Genomic DNA, 311 nt, shown 5'->3' with positions numbered 1-311 from the left:
CCCCCGCCGCAAAAGCCTCGGCCAGTGTCCGCTCGGTCAGCCCGATCAGCTCGGCATTGTCGCTGGAGATCGAGACCGCCCGGTCATGGTCGAAAAAACGGCGGCTGGAAATGATCTCGAAATGGGTCGGGTTGCGCATCGCCCAGCGCAGGTACGCGAGCCCGAGGCAGCGAAAGCGGCCGAGCGGATCGCCCCCCGGCGCCGCGGCCAGCGCCGCCTCGATCTCGGCGCGGAACCGGCGCTGCGCCTCCTCCGCCACCGCCTGCATCAGGGCGTCGCGGCTCGAAAAATGCCGGAACGGCGCCCCCGGC

Annotated in this window: 1 pseudogene; it reads right to left on the bottom strand. The window is 71.1% G+C overall.

Annotated elements, in window-relative coordinates:
- A pseudogene (locus CQ12_RS45205) lies at positions 1–311 on the bottom strand (TetR family transcriptional regulator); the annotation flags it as partial.

The sequence above is a fragment of the Bradyrhizobium jicamae genome (assembly GCF_001440395.1).
In the GTDB taxonomy this organism is placed as follows: Bacteria; Pseudomonadota; Alphaproteobacteria; order Rhizobiales; family Xanthobacteraceae; genus Bradyrhizobium; species Bradyrhizobium jicamae.
The sequence above is the reverse complement of the archived record's forward strand: the minus strand, read 5'-3'. Positions and strand labels throughout refer to the sequence as shown.